The following is a 26,276-nucleotide window of genomic DNA, read 5'->3' on the forward strand; positions in this document are numbered from 1 at the left end:
ACCGTCAGTTCCATGGACACGATCTGGCTCACCGGCGCGCAATGGCTGGCCGTGCTGCGGATCGGGCTCGGCCTGTGGTGGCTGGAGAGCTGGCGGCACAAGGACAGGAAGGGCTGGTTCGAGCGCGGTACCGGCATCGCGTGGGCGGCGGACATCGCGGCCGGGCACCGCTGGAGCGCCGTACGGTCCGGCTTCGACGCGGTGGTGGCACCGAGGCCGCGCGCGATGGCGTACGTCGTCGTGTACGCGGAGCTGGCGCTCGGCCTGGGCCTCGTGGTCGGGTTCCTCACGCCGATCGCCCTGGTGGGCGGCCTGCTGCTGAACCTCCTCTACTTCACCCTCATGATCCACGACTGGGCCGAGCAGGGGCAGAACGCGATGATGGCGCTGATCTCGGTGGTCGCGCTGTTCGGGATGGCCTGGCAGAGCTGGTCGCTGGACGGCACGCTGGGGTGGTTCTGATGGGCGGTTCCCATGGGGCACCTCTGCCGCGGTGTCTCCGATGAGCTCGCGGTACGACGTCCCGGAGACCGATGCCTTCACGCGCGCGTACTGGGAGGCGGCGGCCGAGGGCCGGCTCCTGATCCGGCGCTGCGGGGCGTGCGGGCGGGCCCATCACTACCCGCGGGAGTTCTGCCCGCACTGCTGGAGCGAGGACGTGCGCTGGGAGGAGGCGAGCGGCCGGGCGAGCCTCTACACCTGGTCGGTCGTCCACCGCAACGACCTGCCCCCCTTCGGCGAGCGGACGCCGTACGTCACCGCCGTCGTCGACCTCGCGGAGGGCCCGCGGATGGCGACGGAACTGGTGGGCGAGGCCGAGCCGCGGGCGGGGGCGGAACTGGAGGTGGCGTTCCGGGAGGGGGTACCGGTGTTCGGCCTCGCCCTTCGCGGGCACGAGGAGTGAAATCCGACGCGTGTGCGAAAGCGGCCGGTGTTCAATGACGGGATGACCGATCTCCAGGAGCCGTACGCCGGCCCGCCCGCCCCGGTGCTCGACGGCCACGGCCTCCGTCTACGGGCCTGGGACCCCGAGTCCGCCACCGACGTCGACGCGTGGCTGCGCGGATACCTCGACCCCGAGTTCCTGCGCTGGAACACGCCGCTGCGGGACATCACGGACACCGCCGGTGCGCGGGAGTCGCTGCGCGGCAAGGCGGCGGCCATGGAGGCCGGCACCGGCGTGACCTTCTGCGTCACGGACGCGGAGGACGGGACGATCCTCGGGCAGGTCGGCCTGAACGCGATCGACCGCATCCAGAGTTCCGCCAACGTCGGCTACTGGGTGCTGCCCGAGGCGCGCGGCCGGCAGGTGGCCACTCGGTCGCTGCGGCTGGCCACGAGCTGGTTCTTCGCCCGGATCGGCCTCCACCGGCTGGAGTTGGGTCACGCCCTCGGCCACGAGGCGTCCTGCCGGATCGCCGAACGCTGCGGATTCCGCTACGAGGGCATCCTGCGTGGCGCGATGTGGGAGGCCGGCCGCCGGGACGCCTGGCGAGACGTCCACCGCCACGCCCGCCTCGCGACGGACCCCGACCCGGCCGCGCGGGGGTGACCTCGTGGGCTCCAGCGTCTACGTCTACAAGTTCCGCGACGGCGACGTCGTCCCCCTGGACGGGGCACAGGTCCGGGAGGTGCTCGTACCGTACGCCCCGTACGAGGTGCCCGAGGGCGAGCCGGTCGAGTGGGTACGGGCGGCCGACGGCAGCGAGGCCGACGTGAGCGTCGATCACGGTGTGGCGTTCAACCGCCCGGGACCGGGCGTGCTCGACGTCATCGCCGAACTGACCCGCCGTACCGGCGCGACCGTGCTGCTGCTCAGCGCCGACGGATCGGCGATCGTGACGAGCGAGTCCGACCGCCTGCACCTGCCGCCGGACCTCCAGGCGAACGCGGTCGTGGTCCCGCCGCCCGCCATGACGGGCCGGGCGATCGGCCTGGTCGTCAACCCACGGCCGGAACCACGTCATCGGCCCATGCTCCCGCCGTTCCCCTACTACGCCGACCCGGTGGGGACGGGCGCGGTGATCGCCGCCGACGAGACCTGCGCCTGCTGCGGGCACGACCAGGGGTGGATCTACACGGGCGCGGTCCACGGCAAGGACGTACCGCCCGGCCGGCTCTGCCCGTACTGCATCGCCTTCGGCACCGCCGCGAAGCGTCACGGCGCGCACTTCAACGAAGTCCCGCCGGACGGGCTTTCGGACGCGGCCGTCCGCACGATCCGCGAACGCACCCCGGCCCCGGCCGCGTCGGCCGGCCAACCCTGGCCGACACACTGCGGCGACGGGGCGGTGTACGTCGGGGAGGGCATGTTCCGCTGCCGGATCTGCGAGACCGAAGCCTCTGTCCCCGACCTGCGTGTTTGACTCGCGGGCATGTCGACGACTCTCGGGGCGCCCCGACCGGACCAGGCCTCCTACATGCTGCGGGCCGCGGCAGCGGAAGCCGGCCGTGCGTACAAGGCGCAACTGATCGAATGGTTGGACCTCGCGCCGGGGCACACCGTCCTCGACGCGGGCTGCGGCCCCGGCACCGACCTGCCCGCCCTGGCGGAACGCGTGGGTGACGAGGGCGGGGTGATCGGCGTCGACCGCGACCCGCAGATGCTGGAACGGGCGCGGGAGCGTACGGCCGGGCTGCGGGCGGTGGAGCTGCGCGAGGGCGACGTCCATGCGCTGCCCGTCGCCTCCGGCGCGGTGGACCGGGCCAAGACCGACCGCGTCCTGATGCACGTGGCCGACCCGGCCGGTGCCCTGGCCGAACTGCACCGCGTGACCCGCCCCGGCGCGGTCGTCGCCCTTGCCGAGCCCGACTGGGACACCCTCGTGGTGGACTCCGAAGACCTCGACACGAGCCGTGCCTTCACCCACTACACCACCGGACACGCGGTCCGGAACGCCACCATCGGCCGCAGCCTCGCCCGCCTCGCCGCAGCGGCCGGCTTCCACATCAAGTACGTGACCGCGACGACCCCGGTCTTCCGTGACCTCCCCGACGCCGATCACACCCTCGGCCTCGGCCGCAACCTCCAACAGGCCATCACCCAGGGCCATATCGACGAGGCGCGGGGCCACCGCTGGTTCGAGGGCCTGTCGGAGGGACCGTTCTACGCGTCGTTCACGCTGGTGACGGTGACCGGCGTGCGCGGCCCGCTCACAGCAGGTGGTCGGCCTGCCCGGACTTGATCTCCAGAGATCCGGGAGAGGCGGAAGAGTTACATTCGAGACACCATCGGTGCCGATACTGTCGAGACGCCGGAGACTGATCACTTCCTCCGCCACACGTGCCGACGGGACGCAGCAGCGGACTTGGGACTACCACCCTTGCCACGTGCCGCGGCACTCTCAGCCCGCTGAGCCGCGAGGGCCCGGCGTTCCCGCAGCTGTTCGACAGACAGGCTCGCCAGATCGGCGTACCAGTTGTCGTAGAGCTTCCAGCGACTCATCGTCCCAGGATGCCGACAAGCACCCCCGGGCCTCACCGATTTTCTGGCACCCAGAGGACACGGAGGAACCCGCGGCTCGCACGGAGGAACCCGCGGCTCGCCGCCCCTACCGCCTCTGCCTCACGGCCACAGCAGCCCCCGCGACCAGCCTCCCTTCCCCCGCCGGTAGGCCACCCGTACATGCTGCCGCCGGGCGTCACCCTGGAAGAACTCCACCTCGTCCGGGCGGAGTCGGTACAGCGTCCAGGTCGGTGCCTCGGCGGCAGGGTTCGAGCCGGCCTCGTCCCAGGCGGCGGACGACGCGGTCGCCAGGGTCTCCAGTGAGGGCAGGGCTTCGCTCTGGTGGCCGGTGAGGGCGGCCGCCAGTGCTCCCGTCGACCTCGCGCGCAGGTCGGCCTGCGCTTCGGCCGCCGGGGCGACGGACACCGGGCCGCGGAGACGGACCTGGCGGCCCAGCGCGGGCCAGTAGAAGGTGAGGGCCGCGAAGGGACGGGCGTCGAGCTGGCGGCCCTTGCGGCTGGTCGCGTGGGTCGCGAAGGACCAGCCGTCCTCGTCGGCACCGTGGAGCATCACGATCCGCGCGTCCGGGAGGCCGTCCTCGTCCGCGGTCGACAGGGTCATGGTGTGGGGCTCCCGTTCCCCCGCCGCGACCGCCTCGGCGAACCAGGACGTGAACAGCGCCAGCGGCTCGGCGGGGGCCGCCGCCGGGTCGAGGGGCGGCAGCTCGGTCACCTCCGGGTCCCACACCCGCAACGACCGCAGCAGCTCGTGAAGATCAGTTCCCATGGTCCGAGTATCGGTCAGGGCAGCGCCCGGTACGCGGCCGGAGGGTCTTCCAGCTCGGGCCGTTCCACCACGTACCGGTCCCCGTGGAGCGTCAGCATCGCCCAGTGCCACGCCTCGTCGTGGAAGACCAGCCCCCGGTACGGCTGATCGGCCGGCTCGTACGGGTAGTTCGCCGACGCGGCCGCCCAGGACTCGGCGAGACCGAGCCCGCCGTACCGCCGCATGACCCACGCATACCGGCGCCGCTCACTCACCAGGCACTCGACGTACGCCGCCTCGCTCCACGTCATGCCGTGACCCTAGAACGTCCCCAGCACCACCGTCCCCGACGAGCAGAACCATCCGCCCGTCCCCGAAGCCACCCCCAGCCGGGGCAGGCCTCCGTCGCGTCGTCGTACCTGCCGGGCCCCCGCCTCGCCGCGCAGTTGCCGTACCGCCTCGACCAGGAGGAACAGGCCGCGCATGCCGGGGTGCTGGGAGGAGAGGCCGCCGCCGTCCGTGTTGACCGGGAGGTCGCCGTCGACCCGGAGGCGGCCCTTCTCGACGTACGCCCCGCCCTCGCCCTTCGCGCAGAAGCCGAGGTCCTCCAGCGTCACGAGGGTCATGTAGGTGAACGCGTCGTAGATCTGCGCGAAGTCCATCTCGGCCGGGGTCACTCCCGCCCGTTCGAAGGCGAGCCTGCCGCTGACCGCCGCCGGGGTGACCGTGAAGTCGTCCCACTCCGTCATGCTCGCGTGGGAGACGTGCTCGCCGGTGCCGAGGATCCACACCGGGTCGGTACGGCAGTCCCGCACGTACTCCTCGGCCGCCAGCAGGACCGCCGCGCCGCCGTCGGAGCGGACGCAGCAGTGCAGTTTCGTGAAGGGGTCCGCGATCATCGGGCCGGACAGAACCTCGTCGACCGTGAGCGGGGCGCGGAACATCGCGTCCGGGTTCAGGGCCGCGTTGGCCCGTGCCTGGACCGCCACCTCCGCCAACTGCTCGACGGTCGTGCCGTGTTCGATCATGTGGCGGCGGGCCGCCATGGCGTACTTGGCGATCAGGGTGTGGCCGTAGGGCACCTCGAACTGGAGCGGACCCCGCGCGCCGAACGCGTACGTGCCCGTGCGGCGCCCCGCCCGCACATCCGCGCGGGCCGTCGAGCCGTACGCCAGCAGCACCGCGTTCGCGTGACCCGCCCCGATGGCGTCCGCCGCGTGCGCCGCCATCACCTCCCAGGTCGAGCCGCCGACCGAGGTGGAGTCCACCCAGGTGGGGCGCAGGCCCAGGTAGTCGGCCACCTCGACCGGCGCGAGCGTGCCGAGTCCTGCCGAGGCGAAGCCGTCGATCCGCGAGCGGTCGAGACCCGCGTCCGCGAGCGCGCGGCGGGCCGCCTGGGCGTGCAGCGCGTACGGCGTCGCGTCGTCCACCCGGCCGCAGTCGGACAGCGCCACCCCGACCACGGCCACCTTCCGCTTCCCCACCGTCATAAATGTGACGGTACATCAGATCTGGTGGGCGGCGGCAGGTGTCGGATGGCTGGGAATCCAGGGCCCCAACCCCTAATATGACGCGCCGTCAGTTACCGAGGGGAGTTCCGTCCATGGACCCCAGCTTCACCGCCGAACAGGACGAGATCCGCCGCACGCTGCGGGAACTGCTCCACAAGCGATCCGGCCCGCACGAACTGCGCGCCGCCCTCGACACCCCCGCCGGTCACGACCCCGCCCTGTGGGCCGCCCTCGCCGACCACCTCGGCCTGCCGGGCCTCGCCCTCCCGGAGGCGTACGGCGGTGTCGGCTGCCCCGTCGCCGACCTCGCCCTCGCCTGCGAGGAGACCGGACGGACCCTCGCCCCCTCCCCGCTCCTCGCCACCTCGGTCCTCGCCGCGCCCTTGATCCTCGCCCTCGGCACCGACGCCCAGCGAGCCGCCCTCCTCCCGCGGATCGCCGCCGGCACCCTCACCGCCACCCTCGCCGTCCCCGCCCCCGCCCTCACCACGGCCCTCGCGCTGACCTGCGGGAACGACGGCGACTGGGCCGGTGGTGGCCGGGCCGGAGGCGTCCAGGCCCGCCGGGTCGCGGGCACCTGGCGGCTGTACGGCGAGGCGGCCCAGGTCCTCGACGGGCACAGCGCCGGCCTGCTGCTCGTCGCCGCCCACACCGGGGGGTACGTCCGCTCCCGCACCCTCCTCTTCCTCGTCCCGGGGGAGAGCGAAGGGCTCGTCCGCGTACGGCAGACCGCGCTGGACGCCACCCGTGCGCAGGGGCACGTCCAACTACGGGACGTGGAAGCCGAGTTGCTGGGGAGCGGTGACGAGCAGGACGTCCCGGAGGTCCTCGCCCGGCTCGGCGACCGGGCCGCCGCCGTCCTCGCCTGCGAAGCCGTCGGCGCCGCCGACCGCGCGCTGGAACGGACCGTGGAGTACGTCGGGCAGCGGGAGCAGTTCGGCCGGGTGATCGGCTCCTTCCAGGCCGTCCAGCACCGGCTCGCCGACGTCTACGTCCAGCTCCAGGCGGCCCGCTCCGCCGCCTACTACGCGGCCTGGGCGACGGGCCGGGACGAACGCGTCGGCGGGCTCGCCCTCGCCCAGGCGCTGGAGGCCCTGCGCACGGCCGCCGGAGAGGCGGTCCAGCTCCACGGCGGCATCGGTTTCACCTGGGAGCACGAGGCCCACCTGTACTTCAAGCGCGCCGCCGGCGACGAGCTGCTGTTCGGACCCGTGCACCGGTTGCGCGCCCACGCGGCCGACCGGGCCCGCCTCTTCACCCGGAAGGAGGTGACGGTGTGATCCGCTTCCGGGGCAGCCGACCGCAACCGTCTCCGCACCTCGGCGTCCGCCTCGTCCAGAAGGTCTCCTCCACCCCCGCCTTCGCCAAGGTCGCCCCGCACCTCATCCCCGCCCTCGACCGGGCCGTCCACCGCCTCACCCGGGGGAAAGTCCTGGTCAGTGCCCAGTTGCTGCCGGGTCTCGTCCTCACCGCGACCGGGGCCCGCAGCGGGCAGCCCCGGCGTACGCCGCTCGCCTGCATGCCCGAGGAGCACGGCCGCGGCTGGATCCTGATCGGCTCGAACTTCGGGCGCTCGGGCCATCCGGCGTGGACCGCCAATCTGCTCGCCCATCCGGACGCCGAGGTCAGCTGGAAGGGCGCGGACATCCCGGTGACGGCCCGGCTGCTCACGGGGGAGGAGCGGGCGGCGGCCTGGCAGGCGGCGCTGGCCTTCTGGCCGCCGTACGCGACGTATCAGGCGCGGGTCGAGCGGGAGATCCGCCTCTTCCGGCTCAGCCGCCGAGAGCCAGCCGCTGGACCAGCAGAAACGCCCCGATCCCCAGCATCGCCGCCCCCGACGTCCGGGTGACCGCGCGGGCCGCCACCGGGCGGGCGCCCAGCAGCCTGCGGGCCAGGACGCCCACCGTCGCGTAGACGGCGGCGCAGCACGCCATGTGCAGCAGCCCGAGGGTGGCGGTCTGCGCCGGGACCGGCAGACGCGCGTCGTGGGTGACGAGGAACTGGGGCAGGACGGAGAGGTAGAGCAGCAGGCCCTTGGGGTTCAGCCCGCTGATCGTGGCGCCCCGCAGGAAGACCCGCCGCCGGTCCTGCTCCACCGCTTCCCCCGCCTGCGGCACCCCCGGCCGGCGCAGCACGCTCCACCCCAGCCACACCAGGTAAGCCGCCCCCGCCACGGTCAGCGCGGTGAGCAGCTCCGGCGACCCGGCGACCAGGACCGCGAGGCCGGCCGCGGCCAACGCCGTGTGCAGGGCGTACCCGCTGACCAGTCCGGTCACGGCCAGGCCCACCGAGCGGCCGCGCAGCCCGGCGGCGATCACGTACGCCCAGTCGGCGCCCGGCACGCACACCAGCAGCAGGTCCACGGCGAGGAAGGAGATCAGCGTTCCGGAGTCCATGAGGGGGACATTAGGCGCGATACGGCCGAAGGTGTTCCCGAAGTTTTCACGAACTGGTGCGGTCCGGGGGAGGATCTGTCTCATGGACGACGTGGACCGGAAGATTCTTGCCGAGTTGCAGCAGGACGGGCGGCTGACGGTGACCGAGCTGGCCGCGCGGGTGCGGCTGAGCGTCTCGCCCTGCCACCGGCGGCTGCGGGAGCTGGAGCGGTCCGGGGCGATCAGCGGCTACCGGGCGGTGGTGGAGCCGACCGCCGTCGGGCTGACCTTCGAGGCGCTGGTCTTCGTCTCGATGCGGCAGGAGGACCGGGACACGGTCGCCGAGTTCGAGCGGGCCGTCGGCGAGGTGGAGCACGTACTGGACGCGCAGCGGCTGTTCGGGGAGCCGGACTACCTGCTGCGGGTGGCCACCGCCGACCTCGCGGCCTTCCAGCGGCTGTACGACGAGCGGCTGGCGACCCTGCCGGGGGTGCAGCGGCTCACGTCGACGCTGGTGATGAAGCACGTGGTGCGCGACCGTCCCCTGCCGGGCTGACCCACCCGATGCCCCTCGGGGCCCTCCCTCCGAGTCAAGCGCCCGCATAGCGCGGCAGGCGGTGGTTCATCCGGATGACCGGATGGACCACCGCCTGCCAGACAGGACGTGGGACGTGGGGATAAAGCGGGTCGCGGCTGCCGCGGGCTATTTCGTCGGCTTCTTGCCGGTGACGCCCAGGTGCACCAACAGTGCGACGTTCGGCTTGAGTTCAGCCTGCTTGACGCCCCACGCGGTGAAACCCTTCTGGTGGGAGGCGACCGCCGCGAGCATCGCGACCAGCGAACCGGCGATCGCGCCCGGGTTCACGTCCTTGTCGACCTTGCCCTTGGACTGCAACTCGGCGACGGCGTCCGAGAGGGAGTTGTTCACCGAGTTGAGGATCTTCATGCGGAGTTTGTAGAAGCGTTTGTCGCCCTCGGCCGCGCCGAGGTCGACGACGCGGAGGATCGCGTCGTTCCTCTTCCAGAACTCCAGGAACCCGTCGACGAGTTCCTGCGCGGTCTGCCAGCCGGCCTTGCCGACCCAGGACCGCCCCTCCAGCAGCTCGGTCAACCCGGCGCCCTCGGCGGCCATTTGCTCCGCGATCTCCAGGACGGCGCCCTCGACGTCCGGGAAGTACTGGTAGAAGGTCGCGGGCGAAGTGCCCGCCTTCCGGGCGACATCGATGACCTTGACGTCCCGGTAGGGAGAGGAGCTGAGCATCTCGCTGAGGCAGTCGAGCAACTTCTGCCGCGTCGCCTGCCCGCGCCGACCGGCCACGCGGCCGTCGACGGTACGCACTTGTCCTGTCATGCCGTCAGCTTACCGAGGGGTGATCGGAGCGCGATTCGGCCGACTGCAAATGGGGTGCGCGGGGGTACGGAGGCGGGTGTGCCTGGTCTGCGGCTTGCGTGAACCGCCGTTAGTTTGACTGTATGGCCGAAAACAGGGCATCGGTGTACGCAGAGGGCGTCCCCTGCTGGGTGGACGCGCAGCTCCCCGACGTGGACGCGGGCAAGCGGTTCTACGGAGGGCTGTTCGGATGGGCCTTCGAGGAGGCGTACGGCTCCTCCGTGTGGGCCCGGCTGGACGGTGCGCCGGTCGCCGCCCTCGGCCGCAAGACGGACGGCCGGATGCCCACCGTGTGGACGGTGTCCTTCGCGACGCCGGACGCGGAGGCGACCGTACGCCGCATCCGGGCGGCCGGCGGGCAGGTCGTCATGGCGCCGACGCCGGTCGACGGGGCGGGTGTCGCGGCCCTGGCCACCGACCCCGAGGGCGCGGTCTTCGGCCTGTGGCAGGCGGGCAGTCACCCCGGTTTCGGGGTACGGCACAGACCCGGCGCGTTCGCCTGGGCGCAGCTGTACGCCCGTGACACCGAGACCGCCAACACCTTCTACGGCCATCTCTTCCACGAGGCCCTGTTCGGACCGGACGCCGTGCCCGACTTCGGGCGGGCGCCGGTCTCCGACGTCTTCCCCGAGGTCATGCCGCCGCACTTCCTCGTCCACTTCGGCGTCGAGGACTGCGAGGCGGCGCTCGGCGCGGTGAGCCGGCTCGGGGGGCGCGTGCAGGCGGGCCCGTTCACCGCCTCGTACGGAACGGTGGCCGTCGTCACCGACAATCAGGGGGCGTCGTTCGCGCTGCTTCAGCGCTGAGCCGTCTCCTGCTCGCCGTACGTATGAGGACACGTACGGGAGCAGGTGTGCGGGCATGCGTGCGGGCCGGGCACATATACATGTGCTCGGTTGTACGTATATGAAATGAGACACCCCGATTGTTCCGGGGTTCGCAACCGGGCGCCCGGCCAGGAAGAATCAGGGTGCGTGCCGCCATGGCGGTGCGGTGGTGAGACGCTGCACGGGGTCGCGTACACATATGGGTGACGCGGCCCGTACGGGGAGGTGGCAGGCAAGTGGTGGATCAGCTGACGCAGCACGATCCGCGGCGGATCGGGCCGTTCGAGGTGCTGGGACGGCTGGGGGCCGGCGGCATGGGGCTGGTCTACCTCGCGCGTTCGGCCTCCGGCCGCCGCGTGGCGATCAAGACGGTCCGCACGGAACTGGCCGAGGACCAGCTGTTCCGGGTCCGCTTCACCCGCGAGGTGGAGGCGGCGCGGGCGGTCTCCGGCTTCTACACGGCCGCGGTGGTCGACGCCGATCCACGGGCGGCCGTGCCGTGGCTGGCCACCGCCTATGTGCCCGCGCCCTCCCTCGAAGAGATAGTGAACGACTGCGGGCCGCTCCCGGCCCAGGCGGTGCGCTGGCTGGCGGCGGGCATCGCGGAGGCCCTCCAGTCCATCCACGGTGCCGGGCTCGTCCACCGTGACCTGAAGCCCTCCAACGTCCTCGTCGTCGAGGACGGTCCCCGGGTGATCGACTTCGGCATCGCGTCCGGCGTCTCGAACACACGTTTGACGATGACGAACGTCGCCGTCGGCACCCCCGCCTACATGTCGCCCGAGCAGGCCAAGGACTCGCGCAGCGTCACCGGCGCCAGCGACGTCTTCTCCCTCGGCTCCACCCTCGTCTTCGCGGCCACCGGACACCCCCCGTTCCACGGCGCCAACCCCGTCGAGACGGTCTTCATGCTGCTCCGCGAGGGCCCCGACCTGGAGGGCCTCCCGGACGAGCTGCGCCCGCTCATCGACTCCTGCATGCAGATGGAGGCCACCGGCCGCCCCAGCCCCGCCGACCTCCAGGCCCAGCTGGCCCCGCACCTCTTCGCCGGCTCCGACGACAGCGGTACGGCGTCGGCGTGGCTGCCCGAGAAGGCGGTCGCCCTCATCGAGACGCGTCGTGGCGGCCGGCTGCCCGTCAAGTCGGCGGCGCCCGCGAGCCCCGGCGCCGCCGGCGGCGTGGGCATGGCCCGGCCCGCCGTACCGCCGCCGCCCGCGCACGACCCCGTGGTGCCCGCCCGTACGGCGCCCGCGCCCGTCGCGGTCGGCGCCCCCGACACCGGTCCCGTCCGGCTGGCCGGAGCGGCCGTGCCGATCGGGCCCGGCCCGCGGGTCGCCGACGTCCGCGCCACCGCCGCCGTCAGGGCGCCCGTGCCCGAGCCCGGCCTGGTCGCCTCCTGGGCCCGGCCCCGCCCCGGCGTCAACGGCGCCGACCCGGCCCCCGCCGCCGCGCCCCCGCCCGCCGCGGAGACCCCGGCGGGCTGGCGCCCCTGGCGGTTCCGCATGTCCAACGACGTGTGGGGCACCCCGGCCGTCGCCGGAGACCTCGTCTACGTCACCTCCTTCGAGGTGCACGCCCTGGACGTGGCCACCGGCCGCCGCCGCTTCAAGACGCGTGACGTGGCCTGGTCGATGGCGGTGGCGGACGGGCGTATCCACGCCTCCGACGGTCCCACCCTGTTCGCGCTGGACGCCCGCGAGGGCACCGACCTGTGGCGGCTGCCCACCGACTCCTGGGTGTACTGCCTCAAGGCCGAGCGGGGCACCGTCGTCACCGGCACCCGCGGCGGCGGCATCCAGGCCTGGGAAGCCTCCACCGGGCGGAAGCTGTGGGAGGCCACCGGCTGCCAGACCGACTTCGAGTCCCCGGAGGCCGGCCCCGCCCTCCACGACGGCACCGTCTACCTCTGGCAGGACGCCCGCCTGCGCGCCCTCGACGCCCGCACCGGCGAGGAACGCTGGTCGTACCCCATCGGCGACTCCGCCTCCTGCAGCGGCGTCCCGGTCCGGGTGACCGCGGCCCCCGACGGCTACGTCTACATCGCGGCCGGCACCCGCGTCCTCGCCGTCGACGCGGCGAGCGGCATGGTCCGCTGGCACTTCGAGGCCCCCGCGGTCTTCCTCTCCCCGCCCACCTTCGTCCCCGGCCCCGCGGTCACCGGAGGTGGCATCTACCTCGCCGACTACCTCGGCACGGTGTACGCCCTCGACGCCACCGACGGCCGCGACCGCTGGCGCATCGCCACCGAGGCCCGCTCCTCGATCGACCCGGTGCTGGTCGCAGCGGGCCACGTCCACGTCGGCAGCGGCAAGGGCCTCTACACCCTCGACGCCGTCACCGGCACCCCCAAGTGGCGCTTCCAGGCGGGCGGCGACATCGTCGGCTCCCCGGCGGTGGCCGAGGGCCGCATCCACTTCGGCTCCACCGACCACCTCCTCTACACGCTGAAGGCCGACGACGGCCGCCTCCGCTGGAAGCTGGCGACCGGCGGCGAGATCACCGGCACCCCGGTGGTCCGTGACGGCGTCGTCTACGCCTGCAGCAAGGACCGTTGCGTCTACGCCCTGGACGCGGAGAAGGGCACCGGAACGGCGCGAACGGCGTAGGCCGTTGCTTCTGCGCCCGGCCGGCCGGACCGACCGGGCGGCCTCAGACCAGGGCGACCGCGAACAGCACGAACGCGAGCACGATGACGCCCACGCGGACGTAGTGGTACAGGTTCCAACGCCTCGCCTGCTGCTTCCAGTCCGCGGGCGCGCCCTCCTGTGACCAGGTCTTGGCGCGCGAGTTGATCGGCACCAGCAGCAGGACCGACATCACCACGCTCACCACGAGCAGCGCGTCCCCCGCGACGACCGATGAGGCGCCGTCCCCGCCCCACGCCAGCGCGGCCCACGCCATGCCGAGGGCGAGCGAGCTGATGTACCAGATCGGCATGACCCCGCCGACCACGCGGGCCCCCTCGCTGTGTGCGGCGAGTCTGGCGTCGTCCGGCAGCCGGTTGAAGATCGGGTTGACGAACACCGCCACCGCGAACTCCACGCCCACCATCAGCCCGACCACGACGATCGTGATGACGGCCAGTGTGTCCTGCATGTGCCCTCCCCCGGGATTGCCCTAGCGGCGCTAGGTTCTGATTCGATGCTAGACGATTCGCTGCTCGATTGTCTAGCGGCGCTAGCGGCGCGGGGTGGCGGCGGCACACACGGAGGATCGGACGGGGGTGCTCCGCCACTGCGACGTCGACCCCACCGCCCTCCCGGACAACTGACCTCACCTCACCCGGAAGCCCCGGGCCCGCCGCCCGGCGAAGAGTTCCGCCTGGTGCTCGGCGGGCAGGTTGCCCAGCGCGACGAGGTGCGGCGCCTGCGCGAATCCGGCGGCGAGGGAGGTCTCCTTCGCCGCCCACAGCGCCCGGACGGTCCCCTGGACGGCGGCGGGCGGGTACCCGGCGACGACGGTCGCGCAGGCCACGGCCGCGTCCAAGGCCCGCCCCGCCTCCGTCAGTTCGCAGACCAGGCCGATCTCGTGGGCCCGCCGGGCCGACATCCGCTCCGCCGTTCCCATGAGCATCATCCGCGCGACCTCCCCGTACGGCATGCGCTGCGCCATGAGCACCGACTCGTAGGCGCTGACCATGCCGTACGTGGTGTGCGGGTCGAAGAAGACGGCCTCGGCGCCCGCGACGAGGAACTCGCACTCCCCGAGCAGGTAGAAGGCGCCCCCGCAGGCCATCCCCTCGACGGCGGCGACGACCGGCTTCCACAGGTCGTTTGCCTTGGGCCCGACGGTGAGCAGCGGATCGTCCTGCATGTAGGGCGAGCCGGGCTGCGGTACGACGGCGTCCCGGTCGATGCCCGTGCAGAACGCCCGCCCCCCGGCCCCGGTGAGGACGACGGCCCGCACGGAATCGTCGAACCGCAACGCCCTCCACACCTCGGTGAGTTCGTGCGCGGTATCGAGGTCGATGGCGTTGAGGCGTTCGGGCCGGTCGAGGGTGACGACGGCGACGCCGGTGTCCTGGTCGGTGGCGAGGCGCAGGCTCACGGGCGTTCCAGGACCCACTGCGGAAGGCCGCGCTCGTCGAACACCGCGTGCACGCGGGCGCCGATGCGGACCCGGTCGGCGGGGAAGGAGCCGAGCGGCGCGCCGGCCTCGGCGACCAGGTTCCCGATGAGCCGGACGCGGGGCGCGTCGGCCAGCTCCACGAGGACGACGTTGTACGGCGCGTGCGCGGCGTAGTCGGGCAGCAGGGGCGGGTGCGGGACGGCGTACGACCAGACGCGTCCGCGGCCCGAGGTGAGCCGCCACTCGGTGGCGAAGGACTGGCAGTGCGGGCAGCAGGGCCGGGGCGGGAAGCGGGGTTCGCCGCAGTCGGCGCAGGCCTGCACGCGGAGTTCGCCGAGGGCGGCGTACCGCCAGAAGGGGGCGCCGTCGGCGTCGACGACCGGTTCGAGCATCTCAACTCCTCAGGAGCAGCGCGGAGGTGGGGACTCCCTCTCCGGCGGTGACGAGACAGGTCGCGGCGCCCGGCACCTGGGCGGTGCTGGTGCCGCGCAGTTGCTTCACGCCCTCGGTGATGAGGTTGAAGCCGTGCACGTAGGCCTCGGAGAGCCCGCCGCCGCCGGTGTTGAGGGGCAGCCGGCCGCCGGTCTCCAGGGCGCCGCCCTCGGTGAACGCGCCCCCTTCGCCCCGGCCGCAGAAGCCGTACCCCTCCAGGGAGAGGGGGATCAGGGGCGTGAACGCGTCGTAGATCTGGGCCACGTCGACGTCCTGCGGGGTGAAGTCGGCGTGTTTCCACAGGTGCCGGGCGGCGGTCCAGGCCGGCCCGGTGAGCGGGTCGTCGGTCCAGTAGTTGACCATGCCGTGGTGCTGGGCGGGCAGGCCCTGGGCGGCGGAGTGGACGTACACGGGCCGCCGGGCGCAGTCGCGGGCCCGCTCGCGGCTGACGACCACGCAGGCCAGCGCGCCGTCCGTCTCCAGGCAGTTGTCGTAGAGGCAGAGGGGTTCACTGATCCAGCGGGAGGTCATGTACGACTCGCGGGTCAGGGGGCGGTCGTACATGACGGCGGCCGGGTTCTGGTTGGCCCGGTTGCGGCAGGCGAGGGCGATGGCGAAGAGGTGGTCGCGGGTGACGCCGTACTCGTGCATGTAGCGGCGGGCGAGGAGCGCGATCTCGTCGACGGGCCGCAGCAGGCCGAAGGGGCGGGTCCACTGGGCCGGGGTGGGCAGCTGGACGGCGGTGTTCGTCCACGGGCGGGGGCCGCTGCCCCGCTTGCGCGACCGCCAGGCGACTCCGACGGTCGCCTGACCGGCGGCGATGGCGGCGGCGAGGTGGGCGACGGTGGCGCAGGACCCGCCGCCGCCGTACGGGACGCGGCCGAAGTAGGTCAGGTCGCCGAAGCCGACGGCCTTCGCCAGCTCGACCTCGTCCGTCTCCTCCATCGTGTAGGAGGCGAGGGCGTCGACCTCGCGGGGCGCGATCCCGGCGTCGTCGAGCGCGGCGACGACGGCACGGCAGGCGAGGGTCTTCTCGTCCTCGGGGAGGTGCTTGGCGAAGGGCGTCTGCCCTATGCCGACGATGGCGGTGGCGTCCTTGAGACCGGCCACGGGGGTCACCTCCACTGAAGCCCATTGAGCTGACAGAGCGTCAGGTTACAGCTAATCTGACGGACAGTCAGCTCATGAGTGCCGGGAGGTCGTCATGCGCGGTGAGGGTGCCGGGGAGTGGGGGACGATCCCGGAGCTGGTCCGGTGGGCGGCGCACCGGTACGCGGACGTCGAGGCGGTGGTGGAGGGCCGTACCCGCGTCTCGTACGGCGAACTCGGCGCCCGCGTCGAGCGGTCGGCGGCCGCCTGCCTCGCGCGGGGCGTCCGGACGGGCGACCGGGTCGCGATCTGGGCGCCGAACTCCCTGGACTGGATGGTCGCCGCGCTCGGCGCGGTGTCGGCCGGCGCGGTGCTGGTGCCGCTGAACACCCGCTTCAAGGGCGGCGAGGCGGCGGACGTCCTGGCCCGCAGCCGTGCCCGGCTCCTCTTCGTCACCGGCACGTTCCTCGGCACGTCGTACGTCGCCTCGCTGCGACGGGCGGCGGGCGAGGGACCGGGGGAGGGGCCGCTGCCCGGACTGCCCGCGCTGGAGACGGTGGTGGTCCTCTCGGAGGACGCGCCGACGAGCTTCCGCACCTGGAAGGACTTCCTCGCGAGTGGGGAGGGCGTGAGCGCGGCGGAGGTGCGGGCACGGTCGGCGGAGATCTCCGGCCCGTCGCCGTCGGACATCGTCTTCACCTCGGGGACGACCGGCCGCCCCAAGGGCGCGGTCATCACCCACGCGCAGACCCTGCGGGCGTACGACATCTGGTGCGACCTGGCGGGCCTGCGCCGCGGCGACCGCTACCTGATCGTGAACCCCTTCTTCCACACCTTCGGCTACAAGGCGGGCGTCATCGCCTGCCTCATGCGGGGCGCGACGATGGTTCCGCAGCCGGTGTTCACCGTGGACACCGTGCTGGCGAACGTGGCCGCCGAGCGGGTCTCCGTGCTGCCCGGCCCGCCGACCCTGCACCAGTCCCTGCTCGACCACCCGGCGCGGGACGCCTACGACCTCTCCGCGCTGCGGCTCGTCGTGACGGGCGCGGCGGTCGTGCCGCTGCGGCTGGTGGAGCGGCTGCGGGGCGAACTGGGCGTGAGCACGGTCCTCACCGCGTACGGCCTGTCCGAGGCGAGCGGCATCGTCACGATGTGCCGCCGCGGCGACGAACCGTCGGTCATCGCGTCGACGTCCGGCCGCGCGATACCCGGCACGCAGGTGCGGGTCGTCTCGGCGACGGGAGCCGAACGGGGCCCCGGAGAGCCCGGAGAGGTCCTGGTCCGCGGCTTCAACGTCATGCGCGGCTACTACGAGGACGAGCCGGGCACCGCCGAGGTGCTGACCCCGGACGGCTGGCTGCGCACCGGCGACGTGGGCGTCCTGGACGACGCCGGCAACCTCCGCATCACCGACCGCATCAAGGACATGTTCATCGTCGGCGGCTTCAACGCCTACCCGGCCGAGATCGAGCAACTCCTGGGCCTGCACCCCGACGTGGCCGACGTGGCGGTCGTCGGCGTGCCGGACACCCGACTGGGCGAGGTCGGCAAGGCGTACGTGGTCCGCCGCCCGGGTTCCGTACTCACCGGCGACGACCTGATCGCCTGGTCCCGACGCGAGATGGCGAACTACAAGGTGCCGAGAGCGGTCGAGTTCATGGCCGAACTGCCGCGCAACGCGAGCGGGAAGGTGGTGAAGGGGGAGCTGCGGTCGTGGTCGTGTTGACGAAGGCCGCACGGCTGGTGCGGGGCGCCCACCGCGAGCGCCCCGCGGGCGGGCTCAGCCGAGGGCGCGGACGGCCTGGTAGTACGTCCAGGCCGTGCTGTCGCAGGCCGTCCCGGTGGCGCCGCCGTAGTTGTTGCACACGCGCTTGAGGTCTTCGTAGAAGGCGCTGTCGAGGCGGGACTTGTTGGCGTCGAAGGCGCCGATCGCCTTGTAGTTGCGGTAGCCGAAGTCGTGCCGGGCGCAGGACGTGGAGAAGGGGAAGCCGAACGGGTTGTCCGGCGAGGAGGAGCAGTAGTCGGTCGTCCAGTTGAAGCCGTACGCGGACCAGGCGGACTGGTTCGAACGGGCGGCCGTCCACTGGCTGTAGCTCGATGCGCTGGTCTGCGTCCAGCTCGCGAGGACCTGGGGCTTGTCGGCGGGAGCGGCCTCGGCCGCGGTCGCGGTGGCGAACACGGCTCCGAGCGCGAGGGTCGAGGCGGCAAGAGTGGTACCGAGTCTGCGGTGCATCCCACACCTCCATGAGGCTGTCGCCCGCCCATCGGGCAACAGGTTCATGTCAAGATGGTTGCCGTCCGCGAGACTCACTCACACCCCGTCAGCCCGAAGGATCTCTGAACTCCGGGATGCGCTGGACGAGCGGAACATCAAGCACCGCTTCGGCCGGGTGAGTCGGCGGTCCGCCGGACACACCTCGACCGCGGCGGCCCCCCTCCGCGCCGCCGCGGTCGATCGGTCCCCGTGTGTGGTGAAGGCCTACTTGCCGTCGCCGTCCAGATCCAGGGCGGGCGGGGCCGGCATCGCGTTGTTGAGCGTGACGATCGCCTCGTCCGTGGCGGGCTCGCTCGGCATCGCGTTGTTGAGGGTGGTGATCGTCTCGTCCGTCGCAGGCGGCGTGGGCATCGCGTTGTTCTGCGGAGAGACGGGCGCGTCCTTCTTCTGGTCGGTCATGGGACTGAGTTCCTCTGCTGTGGTGACGAGTGAGGAACGCCCGTCCGGAGGCTCCCCCGAGTGCTGCCGGACGGGCGCTCGGAGCCGCACACTAACCGGTCGGCTCCTGGCCGAACCGTCTGCCCCCCGACGCGACGGTCCGACTGGTAAGACAGTGCCGGGTGCGGATAAACAAACGCTGAACGCCCGCGGCCCGGCCGGGGAGCAGCGCGTCCGTCACCCCGCGGACGCGTGCGCCAGCAGCCGGCGCGCGATGTCGGACTCGGGTGCGCCGCTCTGTTCGTAGAGGGCGAGCGCGTCCTGCCAGCAGGCCCTGGCCCGGTCCACCTGCGCCAGCTCGGCCAGGGCACGTCCCAGGAGCGTCAGCACGTTCCCCCGCATCCGGTCACCGCCGATGCATCCCAGGGTGAGCGCCAGTTCGGCGTGCTGCGCCGCCTGCGCGGGACGGTGCGCGGCGAGGTGCACCTGCGCGATACGGAAGTTGGTGACGCCTTCCCACAGCCGCTGCCGGTGCTCGTTGAAGATCCGCAGGGCGTCGGAGAACTCTGTCAGTGCCTCGGCGTGACGGTCGGCCTGGGTCAGCGCCACCCCCAGCGCGAAGTGGCTGTTGGCGAGACGTACCGACCGGCCGATCTCGCTGTGCGCGGCGAGCCCGCGGCGCGCGATCTCGACGGCCTTGTCGGTGTTGCCCATCCCCAGGTACGCGCGGGACAGATTGCCCAGGGCCGTGGCTTCGAAGGGCCGGTTGCCCGCGGCCCGCAGACCTTCGAGGGCCTGGTCGAAGAAGACTTTGCCGTCACCGAAACGGCTCTGGTGCAGGCAGACGAGCCCGCGGTTGTTGGCCACCCAGCTGACGGCGGTGGCGTCGTGCGCGGTCTCCGCGAGCGCCATGGCGACCTGGGCCTCGTCCTCCGCCTGCTGGATGCGGCCGGAGACCAGGAGCACATCGCTGAGGACCGTGCGCGCCCTGCCCTCCGCTCGTTCGTCGCCCATGGCCCTGGTGGCCTCACAGGTGGCCCGCGCCGTCGTCTCGTACTGGTGGGAGTTGGCTCCCGACTCGGTCAGGTCCTTGGCCGCCCACAGCAGATCGACGGCCCGCCGGAGTCTCTCCGTTCCCGCCGCCTGCCGTACGCAGGCCAGCAGCGGCCCCGCCTCCGTGTACAGCCAGTCCAGGGCCGCGGCCCCTTCGGTGAAGCGCAGCCCCGGATAGCTGGTGGGCTCCAGGTCGTCGACCAGCCGGTCCCGGGGGTGCTCGATCGCGTACACCCGGGCTGTCGTCGCCAGATAGAAGTCCAGCAACCGCGACATCGCCGCCGCTCGCTCGCCCGGCGACGACTCGTCGCGTTCGGCGCAGGCACGCGCGTAGAGGCGGACCAGGTCGTGGAAGCGGTAGCGGCCCGGTGCGGCGGACTCCAGGAGGGAGGTGTCGACCAGGGACTCCAGCAGGTCCTCGGTCTCCTCGGGCGGCAGGTCGAGTACGGCCGCCGCCGCGGCGAGGGACATGTCGGGGCCGTCCGCCAGGCCCAGGAGGCGGAACGCGCGGGCCTGGGCCGGTTCCAGCTGGCCGTAGCCCAGTTCGAAGGTGGCCTTCACCGCCAGGTCTCCGGCCTGGAGTTCGTCGAGGCGGCGGCGTTCGTCGGCGAGTTTCGCGGCGAGGACGGACACCGTCCAGGTGCGCCGGGCGGCCAGCCGGGACGCGGCGATGCGGATCGCGAGCGGCAGGAAGCCGCAGGCGGCGACCACGTCCAGCGCGGCCTTCCGTTCCGACGCGACCCGTTCCTCGCCGACGATCTTCGTGAACAGCGCGAGCGCCTCTTCCGGCGACATCACGTCCAGGTCGACGAGGTGGGCCCCGGCCAGGTCCACCATCCGCACGCGTGAGGTGACGAGGGCCGCGCAGCCCTCCGTGCCGGGCAGCAGCGGACGTACCTGCGCGGCGTCCTTGGCGTTGTCCAGCAGGACCAGCACGCGCCGGCCGTCGAGCATCGAGCGGTACAGCGCCGCCCGTTCCTCCAGGGAGTCCGGGATCGCCGAGTCGGCGGCGCCGAGGGCGCGGAGGAAGGCACCGAGGACCGTCTCGGGTTCGGCGGACCGCGAGCCGGCGCCCTGGAGGTCGACGTAGAGCTGCCCGTCGGGGAAGGCGGGGCGGGCCCGGTGGGCGACGTGCACGGCGAGGGTCGTCTTGCCGACGCCGCCGATGCCCGCCAGCGCCGACACGGCCATGACGCGACCGCCGTCACCGCCGTCCCCGGACGCCCCGGCGAGCACCTCGCTCAGCTCGGTCACGAAGGAGGAGCGACCGGTGAAGTCGGGCACCGTCGCGGGGAGCTGCGCGGGCCGCACCGGGGCGGCGCTCGGCTCGGCCTGCGGCGCGGACGGCTCCGCGAGGTCCGGGTCGGCCTGGAGGATGCGGCGCTGGAGCGCGCGCAGGCCCGGTCTCGGGTCGACGCCGAGTTCCTCGGCGAGCAGCCGCCGCGTGTCGGCGTACACGGCGAGGGCCTCCGCCTGCCGGCCGCTGCGGTACAGCGCCAGCATCAGCAGTTCGCGCAGCCGCTCGCGCAGCGGGTACGCCGCGGTCAGCGCGGTCAGTTCGGAGACGGCCTCCGCGTGGCAGCCCTGCTCCAGGTCCATGTCGAGGCGGGATTCGAGGAGGCCGAGCCGCCACTCCTCCAGCCGCACGCGCTGCGCCTCCGCGTAGGGGCCGGGTACGCCGGCCAGCGCCTCGCCGTCCCACAGGCCGAGGGCACGGTTCAGCAGCTCGCGCGCCCGGCCCAGGGCACCGGCCCCCTTCGCCTTCTCCGCCTCGGCCGCCCACTCCTGCGCCGCCGCCAGGTCCAGGGCGCCCTCGCCGAGCCCGCGCACCGCGTATCCGCCGGACTCGCTGACCAGCACACCCGGGTCGAGGACCTTGCGCAGCCGGGAGGCGTACGTCCGTACCGCCGCCAGCGCCTGCGACGGCGGCTCCTCGCCCCACAGGGCGTCGATCAGCTCGGCGGCGGTGGCCGTACGGCCCTCGCGGAGCAGGAGGGCGGCGAGCAGGGCGCGTTGCTGGGGTGAGCCGGTGGCCAGCGGCTGTTCGCCGCGGCGGGCGCGCACCGGGCCGAGCACGTCGAAGCGCAACGTCTCCGGCTCCCGGAGGGAGCCCGGACGCTTCTGCTCCGGCACGCGCGGTACACGGTCGTCCATCGGGCTCCCCCTAGGCATGATGACCAACTATGTCAGTTTGCCCTGTCCATGCCCGGACCGTCAGCCGTGCGAGACGCCGATCACAGGGCGGGGCACGGGAGTCCACAGGGTCGTCACACGGTCTCCTCACACGGGAGTCGACGCGCTCGGCACACGCTCTCCGCGCGCGTTCGATCACCGTCGCTCGCCGAACGCTCCCGGCACACTTGCTGACGGTCCGTCAGATCGGCGCTACCGTGCCCTCATGGAGACCCATGAGAGCTTTCCGCAGATCATCTCCGTCGACGACCACACGGTCGAACCCCCCACGGTCTGGCAGGACCGCCTGCCGAAGAAGTACCTCGACACCGGCCCCCGTACGGTCCGCGCCCCGCTGCGCGAGATGACCTTCCTCGGCGGGCGCTTCAAGCCCGTCATGGGGGAGCCCGGCGACGAGGGTCCGGTCGGCGACTGGTGGGTCTACGAGGACCTGCACCGGCCCCTGACCCGCCTCGACACCGCCGTCGGCTACGACCGCGACGAGATCAAACTGGAGGTGATCACGTACGAACAGATGCGCCCCGGCTCCTACGACGTCCCCGCCCGCCTCGCCGACATGGACGTCAACCACGTCCAGTCCGCCGTCTGCTTCCCCACCTTCCCCCGCTTCTGCGGGCAGACCTTCACCGAGGCCGCCGACCACGAGCTGGGCCTGCTCTGCGTGCGCGCCTACAACGACTGGATGGTGGAGGAGTGGTGCGGCCCCGCCGCCCACGGCCGGCTGATCCCCCTCACCCTCATCCCCCTCTGGGACGCCGGACTGGCCGCCGCCGAGGTCCGCCGCAACGCCGCCCGCGGCGTCCGCGCCGTCGCCTTCTCCGAGATACCCCCGCACCTGGGCCTGCCGTCCGTCCACACCGATGCCTGGGACCCCTTCCTCGCCGCCTGCGACGAGACCGGCACCGTCATCGCCATGCACATCGGCTCGTCGAGCCGCATGCCGTCCACCTCCGCCGACGCCCCGCCCGCCGTCGGCTCCACCATCACCTTCGCCAACTGCTGCTTCTCGATGGTCGACTGGCTGATGAGCGGCAAGTTCGAGCGCTTCCCCAACCTCAAGATCATGTACGCCGAGGGGCAGATCGGCTGGATCCCCTACATCCTGGAGCGCGCCGACGTCGTCTGGGAGGAGAACCGCGGCTGGGGCGGCGTCGCCGACAAGGTCCACCGCCCGCCGTCCGAACTGTTCACCGAGCACGTCTACGGCTGCTTCTTCGACGACGCCTTCGGGCTGCGCAACCTGGACTCCATCGGCGTGGGGAACGTGCTCTACGAGACGGACTACCCCCACTCCGACTCCACCTGGCCCAGGTCCCGCGAGGTCGGCGAGGCGCAGATGGGCCACCTGGACGCCGACGTCGTCGACCGGATCGTCCGCGGCAACGCCATCGACCTGCTCGGGCTGACGCCGGACGGCCTGTGGGCCGGTGGGACACGGTGACCGGCCTGGAGTACGGCATCCAGCTCCCCGTCCAGTCCCAGTCCACCCTCTACACCGAGCCCTGGGAGACCGGCGCGGGCCCGGCCGACCTGGTCGCCGTCGCCCGCGCCGCCGACCGCGCCGGGTTCGCGTACGTCGCCTGCTGCGACCACGTCGCCATCCCGCGCCGGCTGGCCGGGGCCATGAGCACGGTCTGGTACGACCCGGTCGCCACCCTCGCCCACCTCGCCGCCGTCACCGAACGCGTCCGACTGCTCAGCCACGTCGCCGTGGTGGGCCTGCGGCACCCCCTCCTCACCGCCAAGCAGTACGCCACCCTCGACCACCTCAGCGGCGGCCGGCTGATCCTCGGCGTCGGCGCCGGACACGTACCGGAGGAGTTCGAGGCGCTCGGCGTCGACTTCCGGCAGCGCGGCGCCCTCCTGGACGAGACGATCGACGCCCTGCGCGCCGCACTCGGCCCGGAGGAGTTCCCCGAACACCACGGAAAGGCGTACGACTTCGAGGAACTGGGGCAACGGCCCAGACCCGCCCAGACCCGCGTCCCCCTCTGGGTCGGTGGCTCGTCACCCGCCGCCGTACGCCGGGCCGCCCTCAAGGGCGACGGCTGGCTCCCGCAGGGCGACCCCAGGGACCGCCTCCCCGCACAGATCGCCCGCATCGGACAACTCCGGGGCGACGACCCGCTCACCACCCCCCTCACCATCGGTGCCCTCACCGAACCGCTCTACGTAGGCACCCCCACCTGGGACGTCGGCCGCCGCACCCTCCACGGCAGCCCGGAGTCGATCGCCGAGTCACTCCGGGCGTACGGGGCGATGGGCGTCCACCAGATCCAGGTCCGCTTCCGCTCCCGCAGCCGCACCGAACTCACGGACCAGATGACGGCGTTCGGCGCCGAGGTCGCCCCCCACCTTTGAGGAGAACCCATGGGCAAGCTCCAAGGACGCGTCGTCCTCGTCACCGGGGCCGCGCGAGGCCAGGGTGAACAGGAGGCGCGGCTGTTCGCCGAGGAGGGCGCACGGGTGGTCGTGGCCGACGTCCTCGACGAGCAGGGCACCGCCCTCGCCGAGGAGATCGGCGCGCTCTACGTCCACCTGGACGTCGGCGAGGAGACGCAGTGGCGGGAGGCGGTGGACGCGGCCGGGCAGGCGTACGGTCGCCTCGACGGCCTGGTCAACAACGCCGGCATCCTGCGCTTCAACGCCCTCACCGACACGCCCCTCGACGAGTTCATGCAGGTCGTGCGGGTCAACCAGGTCGGCTGCTTCCTCGGGATCAGGACGGCCGCCCCGGCGTTGACCGACGGCGGCACGATCGTCAACACGGCCTCGTACACGGGCCTGACCGGGATGGCGGCGGTGGGGGCGTACGCGGCGAGCAAGCACGCGATCGTCGGGCTCACCCGGGTCGCCGCCCTGGAACTCGCGCCACGCGGGATCAGGGTCAACGCCGTGTGCCCCGGCGCGATCGACACCGCGATGTCCAACCCGGCCGCGCTGGATCCGACGGCGGACGCCGAGGAGACCACGAAGGCACTGGACGGGCTGTACCGCAAGCTCGTGCCTCTGGGCCGCATCGGCCGCCCGGAGGAGGTGGCCAGGCTGGCCCTGTTCCTCACCTCGGACGACTCCTCCTACATCACCGGGCAGCCCTTCGTGATCGACGGGGGATGGCTGGCGGGGGTGTCCGTGATCTGACTTGCCGTCAGCTATTGACGGTGTATGCGGCCGGTGCCACAGTCGGCGGAGCCGCCCTATCTGACGGTACGTCAGATAAGACTCGGACGGCCGGGACGACAACCTGACTCGGGACGGTGAACCTCCTTGGAATTCGGGCTCTTTGTACAGGGATACGTCGGCAAGCGGGCCGAGACCGACCCCCTCGCCGAGCACAAGGCACTGATGGAGGAGACCGAGTACGTCATCCAGGCGGACCGGTCCGGCTTCAAGTACGCCTGGGCGTCCGAGCACCACTTCCTGGAGGAGTACTCCCACCTCTCCGCCAACGACGTCTTCCTCGGCTACCTGGCCCACGCCACCGAGCGCATCCACCTCGGCTCCGGCATCTTCAACCCGCTCGCCCAGGTCAACCATCCCGTGAAGGTCGCCGAGAAGGTCGCCATGCTCGACCATCTCACCGAGAACCGCTTCGAGTTCGGCAGCGGACGCGGCGCCGGCTCGCACGAGATCCTCGGCTTCCTCCCCGGCATCACCGACATGAACCACACGAAGGAGATCTGGGAGGAGACCATCGCCGAGTTCCCCAAGATGTGGCTCCAGGACGAGTACGTCGGCTTCCAGGGCAAGCACTGGCAGCTGCCGCCCAGGAAGATCCTGCCCAAGCCGTACGGCAGCTCCCACCCGGCGATGTGGTACGCCGCCGGGTCGCCGCCGTCGTACGCGATGGCCGCCCGCAAAGGGCTCGGGGTGCTGGGATTCAGCATCCAGAAGGTCGCCGACATGGAGTGGGTGCTGGAGCAGTACAAGACGGCGATCGTGAACGCCGAGCCGATCGGCGACTTCGTCAACGACAACGTGATGGTGACGACGACGGCGATCTGCGCGCCCACGCACGACGAGGCGATCCGGATCGCGGTGAGCGGCGGGCTGCACTATCTGCCGTCGCTGGTGTTCCGGTACCACGACACGTTCCCCCGTCCCGAGGGGTTCCCCGAGTGGCCCGAGACGCTCCCCGAGTACACCCCCGAGTTCGTCGAACTCCTCGTCGAGGAGGAGCTGTTGATCTGCGGCGACCCGGACGAGGTGCTGCGGCAGTGCAAGCGGTGGGAGCAGGCCGGGGCCGATCAGCTGAGCTTCGGACTTCCTGTCGGGGTGCCGAAGGAGGAGACGCTGCAGACGATCCGGCTGATCGGGGAGCATGTGATTCCGAAGATCGACACGGATCCCGTGCACCGGACCACGCGGTTCCGGCAGGCCGGCTGAGCTGTGCCGGCGGCTGCGGCCCCGGATGGGGCTGGTCGCGCAGTTCCCCGCGCCCCTTCCGGGCGCTCACCACACGGACGCTTGAGGAG

At 72.4% G+C, this 26,276-nt stretch carries 27 protein-coding genes; 15 read left to right on the plus strand and 12 right to left on the minus strand.

All coding sequences use genetic code 11. The features are described 5' to 3' along the window. The first annotated feature begins 12 nt into the window (after positions 1-12). The 5 genes from ACFWJX_RS04355 to ACFWJX_RS04375 are packed head-to-tail and all read left to right on the plus strand — an operon-like array spanning position 13 to position 3,185. Positions 13-462, plus strand: coding sequence for a DoxX family protein (locus ACFWJX_RS04355; protein WP_383236604.1), 450 nt, complete (start codon positions 13-15; stop codon positions 460-462). A 40-nt stretch (positions 463-502) separates the two neighbouring features. Next, positions 503-904, plus strand: a complete 402-nt coding sequence (locus ACFWJX_RS04360; RefSeq protein WP_383236607.1) for a Zn-ribbon domain-containing OB-fold protein — start codon at positions 503-505, stop codon at positions 902-904. Positions 905-946: 42 nt separating this feature from the next. Continuing rightward, positions 947-1,552, plus strand: coding sequence for a GNAT family N-acetyltransferase (locus ACFWJX_RS04365; RefSeq protein WP_383236610.1), 606 nt, complete (start codon positions 947-949; stop codon positions 1,550-1,552). A gap of 4 nt (positions 1,553-1,556) precedes the next feature. Further along, positions 1,557-2,366, plus strand: a complete 810-nt coding sequence (locus tag ACFWJX_RS04370) for a CbrC family protein (RefSeq protein WP_383236613.1) — start codon at positions 1,557-1,559, stop codon at positions 2,364-2,366. Between the two features lie 9 nt (positions 2,367-2,375). After that, the gene (locus tag ACFWJX_RS04375; protein ID WP_383236616.1) at positions 2,376-3,185 is read left to right on the plus strand and encodes a methyltransferase domain-containing protein; all 810 of its coding nucleotides are present in this window, start codon (positions 2,376-2,378) and stop codon (positions 3,183-3,185) included. A gap of 380 nt (positions 3,186-3,565) precedes the next feature. On the opposite strand, the gene ACFWJX_RS04380 is transcribed toward ACFWJX_RS04375, so the two are convergent. The 3 genes from ACFWJX_RS04380 to ACFWJX_RS04390 are packed head-to-tail and all read right to left on the minus strand — an operon-like array spanning position 3,566 to position 5,700. Next, positions 3,566-4,231, minus strand: a complete 666-nt coding sequence (locus tag ACFWJX_RS04380; RefSeq protein WP_383236618.1) for a pyridoxal 5'-phosphate synthase — start codon at positions 4,229-4,231, stop codon at positions 3,566-3,568. Positions 4,232-4,245: 14 nt separating this feature from the next. Next, positions 4,246-4,521, minus strand: coding sequence for a hypothetical protein (locus ACFWJX_RS04385; RefSeq protein ID WP_383236621.1), 276 nt, complete (start codon positions 4,519-4,521; stop codon positions 4,246-4,248). A 9-nt stretch (positions 4,522-4,530) separates the two neighbouring features. After that, complete coding sequence (locus ACFWJX_RS04390; protein ID WP_383236623.1) at positions 4,531-5,700, minus strand: acetyl-CoA acetyltransferase; 1,170 nt, start codon at positions 5,698-5,700, stop codon at positions 4,531-4,533. A gap of 113 nt (positions 5,701-5,813) precedes the next feature. Here ACFWJX_RS04390 and ACFWJX_RS04395 point away from each other — a divergent pair, with 113 nt between their 5' ends. Both ACFWJX_RS04395 and ACFWJX_RS04400 read left to right on the plus strand, forming a co-directional pair. After that, a complete protein-coding gene (locus ACFWJX_RS04395; RefSeq protein ID WP_383236626.1) occupies positions 5,814-7,001 on the plus strand; it encodes an acyl-CoA dehydrogenase family protein in 1,188 nt (395 codons plus the stop codon). Further along, entirely contained in the window at positions 6,998-7,570 is a 573-nt protein-coding gene (locus tag ACFWJX_RS04400; protein ID WP_383236628.1) for a nitroreductase family deazaflavin-dependent oxidoreductase, read from the plus strand. Before ACFWJX_RS04395 ends, ACFWJX_RS04400 begins: the two co-directional genes overlap by 4 nt. Here the strand turns inward: ACFWJX_RS04400 and ACFWJX_RS04405 are convergent. Next, positions 7,494-8,117 (minus strand): LysE family translocator, encoded by a 624-nt coding sequence (locus tag ACFWJX_RS04405; protein ID WP_383236631.1) that lies wholly within the window; start codon positions 8,115-8,117, stop codon positions 7,494-7,496. The two genes, ACFWJX_RS04400 and ACFWJX_RS04405, sit on opposite strands and share 77 nt — an antisense overlap. An 82-nt stretch (positions 8,118-8,199) precedes the next feature. Between ACFWJX_RS04405 and ACFWJX_RS04410 the strand changes: the two genes are divergently transcribed. Further along, the gene (locus ACFWJX_RS04410; protein ID WP_073493728.1) at positions 8,200-8,652 is read left to right on the plus strand and encodes an Lrp/AsnC family transcriptional regulator; all 453 of its coding nucleotides are present in this window, start codon (positions 8,200-8,202) and stop codon (positions 8,650-8,652) included. A gap of 147 nt (positions 8,653-8,799) precedes the next feature. On the opposite strand, the gene ACFWJX_RS04415 is transcribed toward ACFWJX_RS04410, so the two are convergent. Further along, positions 8,800-9,435, minus strand: coding sequence for a TetR family transcriptional regulator (locus ACFWJX_RS04415; RefSeq protein WP_086771955.1), 636 nt, complete (start codon positions 9,433-9,435; stop codon positions 8,800-8,802). 134 nt (positions 9,436-9,569) lie between these two features. On the opposite strand from ACFWJX_RS04415, the gene ACFWJX_RS04420 reads away from it, so the two are divergent. After that, on the plus strand, positions 9,570-10,292 hold the full coding sequence (locus ACFWJX_RS04420) for a VOC family protein (RefSeq protein WP_383236634.1): 723 nt from the start codon (positions 9,570-9,572) through the stop codon (positions 10,290-10,292). 257 nt (positions 10,293-10,549) lie between these two features. Then, positions 10,550-12,919 (plus strand): PQQ-binding-like beta-propeller repeat protein, encoded by a 2,370-nt coding sequence (locus ACFWJX_RS04425; protein ID WP_383236636.1) that lies wholly within the window; start codon positions 10,550-10,552, stop codon positions 12,917-12,919. Between the two features lie 43 nt (positions 12,920-12,962). Here ACFWJX_RS04425 and ACFWJX_RS04430 read toward each other — a convergent pair whose 3' ends face one another. The 4 genes from ACFWJX_RS04430 to ACFWJX_RS04445 form a co-directional block, all read right to left on the minus strand. Further along, on the minus strand, positions 12,963-13,409 hold the full coding sequence (locus ACFWJX_RS04430; protein WP_383236639.1) for an anthrone oxygenase family protein: 447 nt from the start codon (positions 13,407-13,409) through the stop codon (positions 12,963-12,965). Positions 13,410-13,586: 177 nt separating this feature from the next. Next, complete coding sequence (locus ACFWJX_RS04435; protein ID WP_383236642.1) at positions 13,587-14,360, minus strand: enoyl-CoA hydratase/isomerase family protein; 774 nt, start codon at positions 14,358-14,360, stop codon at positions 13,587-13,589. Next, positions 14,357-14,773: a Zn-ribbon domain-containing OB-fold protein gene (locus ACFWJX_RS04440; RefSeq protein ID WP_383236645.1), complete on the minus strand. Its 417-nt coding sequence runs from the start codon at positions 14,771-14,773 to the stop codon at positions 14,357-14,359. The genes ACFWJX_RS04435 and ACFWJX_RS04440 overlap by 4 nt, the downstream gene beginning before the upstream one ends. Before the next feature lies 1 nt (position 14,774). Further along, positions 14,775-15,923, minus strand: a complete 1,149-nt coding sequence (locus ACFWJX_RS04445) for a lipid-transfer protein (protein ID WP_383236648.1) — start codon at positions 15,921-15,923, stop codon at positions 14,775-14,777. 94 nt (positions 15,924-16,017) lie between these two features. Here ACFWJX_RS04445 and ACFWJX_RS04450 point away from each other — a divergent pair, with 94 nt between their 5' ends. Then, the gene (locus ACFWJX_RS04450) at positions 16,018-17,628 is read left to right on the plus strand and encodes a FadD3 family acyl-CoA ligase (RefSeq protein ID WP_383236649.1); all 1,611 of its coding nucleotides are present in this window, start codon (positions 16,018-16,020) and stop codon (positions 17,626-17,628) included. A 54-nt stretch (positions 17,629-17,682) separates the two neighbouring features. Here ACFWJX_RS04450 and ACFWJX_RS04455 read toward each other — a convergent pair whose 3' ends face one another. The 3 genes from ACFWJX_RS04455 to ACFWJX_RS04465 form a co-directional block, all read right to left on the minus strand. Beyond that, positions 17,683-18,135, minus strand: a complete 453-nt coding sequence (locus ACFWJX_RS04455; protein ID WP_383236651.1) for a phospholipase — start codon at positions 18,133-18,135, stop codon at positions 17,683-17,685. Positions 18,136-18,381: 246 nt separating this feature from the next. Further along, on the minus strand, positions 18,382-18,576 hold the full coding sequence (locus tag ACFWJX_RS04460; protein WP_383236653.1) for a hypothetical protein: 195 nt from the start codon (positions 18,574-18,576) through the stop codon (positions 18,382-18,384). Between the two features lie 216 nt (positions 18,577-18,792). Continuing rightward, positions 18,793-21,762 (minus strand): BTAD domain-containing putative transcriptional regulator, encoded by a 2,970-nt coding sequence (locus tag ACFWJX_RS04465; RefSeq protein WP_383236655.1) that lies wholly within the window; start codon positions 21,760-21,762, stop codon positions 18,793-18,795. 244 nt (positions 21,763-22,006) lie between these two features. Between ACFWJX_RS04465 and ACFWJX_RS04470 the strand changes: the two genes are divergently transcribed. The 4 genes from ACFWJX_RS04470 to ACFWJX_RS04485 all read left to right on the plus strand — a co-directional run bounded on the left by ACFWJX_RS04470 (position 22,007) and on the right by ACFWJX_RS04485 (position 26,187). Then, positions 22,007-23,242, plus strand: coding sequence for an amidohydrolase family protein (locus tag ACFWJX_RS04470; protein WP_383236657.1), 1,236 nt, complete (start codon positions 22,007-22,009; stop codon positions 23,240-23,242). 5 nt (positions 23,243-23,247) lie between these two features. Further along, a complete protein-coding gene (locus tag ACFWJX_RS04475) occupies positions 23,248-24,162 on the plus strand; it encodes an LLM class F420-dependent oxidoreductase (protein ID WP_383237359.1) in 915 nt (304 codons plus the stop codon). Between the two features lie 9 nt (positions 24,163-24,171). Then, positions 24,172-24,942: an SDR family NAD(P)-dependent oxidoreductase gene (locus ACFWJX_RS04480; protein WP_383236660.1), complete on the plus strand. Its 771-nt coding sequence runs from the start codon at positions 24,172-24,174 to the stop codon at positions 24,940-24,942. 126 nt (positions 24,943-25,068) lie between these two features. Then, positions 25,069-26,187, plus strand: coding sequence for an LLM class flavin-dependent oxidoreductase (locus tag ACFWJX_RS04485; protein ID WP_383236663.1), 1,119 nt, complete (start codon positions 25,069-25,071; stop codon positions 26,185-26,187). The last annotated feature ends 89 nt before the right edge of the window (positions 26,188-26,276 follow it).

This window comes from Streptomyces sp. NPDC058335 (genome assembly GCF_042723915.1).
GTDB lineage: Bacteria > Actinomycetota > Actinomycetes > Streptomycetales > Streptomycetaceae > Streptomyces.

Excerpts from the sequence above, each read along its gene's own strand:
- ACFWJX_RS04465 (WP_383236655.1), bottom strand. The coding sequence starts at position 21,762 with ATGGACGACCGTGTACCGCGCGTGCCGGAGCAGAAGCGTCCGGGCTCC.
- ACFWJX_RS04460 (WP_383236653.1), bottom strand. The coding sequence starts at position 18,576 with ATGACCGACCAGAAGAAGGACGCGCCCGTCTCTCCGCAGAACAACGCG.
- ACFWJX_RS04450 (WP_383236649.1), top strand. The coding sequence starts at position 16,018 with ATGCGCGGTGAGGGTGCCGGGGAGTGGGGGACGATCCCGGAGCTGGTC.
- ACFWJX_RS04470 (WP_383236657.1), top strand. The coding sequence starts at position 22,007 with ATGGAGACCCATGAGAGCTTTCCGCAGATCATCTCCGTCGACGACCAC.
- ACFWJX_RS04420 (WP_383236634.1), top strand. The coding sequence starts at position 9,570 with ATGGCCGAAAACAGGGCATCGGTGTACGCAGAGGGCGTCCCCTGCTGG.
- ACFWJX_RS04390 (WP_383236623.1), bottom strand. The coding sequence starts at position 5,700 with ATGACGGTGGGGAAGCGGAAGGTGGCCGTGGTCGGGGTGGCGCTGTCC.
- ACFWJX_RS04440 (WP_383236645.1), bottom strand. The coding sequence starts at position 14,773 with ATGCTCGAACCGGTCGTCGACGCCGACGGCGCCCCCTTCTGGCGGTAC.
- ACFWJX_RS04455 (WP_383236651.1), bottom strand. The coding sequence starts at position 18,135 with ATGCACCGCAGACTCGGTACCACTCTTGCCGCCTCGACCCTCGCGCTC.
- ACFWJX_RS04480 (WP_383236660.1), top strand. The coding sequence starts at position 24,172 with ATGGGCAAGCTCCAAGGACGCGTCGTCCTCGTCACCGGGGCCGCGCGA.
- ACFWJX_RS04355 (WP_383236604.1), top strand. The coding sequence starts at position 13 with ATGGACACGATCTGGCTCACCGGCGCGCAATGGCTGGCCGTGCTGCGG.
- ACFWJX_RS04360 (WP_383236607.1), top strand. The coding sequence starts at position 503 with ATGAGCTCGCGGTACGACGTCCCGGAGACCGATGCCTTCACGCGCGCG.
- ACFWJX_RS04380 (WP_383236618.1), bottom strand. The coding sequence starts at position 4,231 with ATGGGAACTGATCTTCACGAGCTGCTGCGGTCGTTGCGGGTGTGGGAC.
- ACFWJX_RS04430 (WP_383236639.1), bottom strand. The coding sequence starts at position 13,409 with ATGCAGGACACACTGGCCGTCATCACGATCGTCGTGGTCGGGCTGATG.
- ACFWJX_RS04410 (WP_073493728.1), top strand. The coding sequence starts at position 8,200 with ATGGACGACGTGGACCGGAAGATTCTTGCCGAGTTGCAGCAGGACGGG.
- ACFWJX_RS04385 (WP_383236621.1), bottom strand. The coding sequence starts at position 4,521 with ATGACGTGGAGCGAGGCGGCGTACGTCGAGTGCCTGGTGAGTGAGCGG.
- ACFWJX_RS04365 (WP_383236610.1), top strand. The coding sequence starts at position 947 with ATGACCGATCTCCAGGAGCCGTACGCCGGCCCGCCCGCCCCGGTGCTC.
- ACFWJX_RS04395 (WP_383236626.1), top strand. The coding sequence starts at position 5,814 with ATGGACCCCAGCTTCACCGCCGAACAGGACGAGATCCGCCGCACGCTG.
- ACFWJX_RS04375 (WP_383236616.1), top strand. The coding sequence starts at position 2,376 with ATGTCGACGACTCTCGGGGCGCCCCGACCGGACCAGGCCTCCTACATG.
- ACFWJX_RS04405 (WP_383236631.1), bottom strand. The coding sequence starts at position 8,117 with ATGGACTCCGGAACGCTGATCTCCTTCCTCGCCGTGGACCTGCTGCTG.